Source organism: Trinickia soli, from assembly GCF_002879855.1.
In the GTDB taxonomy this organism is placed as follows: Bacteria; Pseudomonadota; Gammaproteobacteria; order Burkholderiales; family Burkholderiaceae; genus Trinickia; species Trinickia soli.
The window spans coordinates 1-412 of record NZ_PNYB01000087.1 but is presented as its reverse complement, the minus strand read 5'-3'; the positions used below and the strand labels follow the sequence as shown (position 1 = coordinate 412).

General features: G+C 56.8%; 1 protein-coding gene. It reads left to right on the top strand.

Features of this window, described 5'->3' with window-relative positions; genetic code table 11:
- Nucleotides 1–412 (top strand): polysaccharide deacetylase family protein (locus tag C0Z19_RS27755; protein WP_500472332.1); only part of this gene is annotated, 412 nt, incomplete at both ends.

Below are 412 nucleotides of genomic sequence, written 5' to 3'. Positions count from 1 at the left end.
CGGCTATGTGGCGCCATGGTGGGAGTTTTCCACCGTCACCAACGAACTGCTGCTGGAGCGCGGCATCAAGTACGATCACTCTCTGATGCACAATGATTTCACGCCGTATTACGTGCGTGTCGGCGACAGCTGGACCAAGATCGACTATTCCAAAAAGCCCGCCGACTGGATGGTACCGCTGAAGCGCGGCCATGAAACGGACCTGATCGAAATCCCGGCATCCTGGTATCTCGACGATCTGCCGCCGATGATGTTCATCAAGAAGTCACCCAACAGTCACGGCTTCGTCAATCCGCGCGATATCGAGGATATGTGGAAGGCGCAGTTCGACTGGGTCTATCGCGAAATGGACTACGCGGTCTTCCCGATCACCATCCATCCCGATGTCGCCGGCAGGCCACAGGTCCTGATG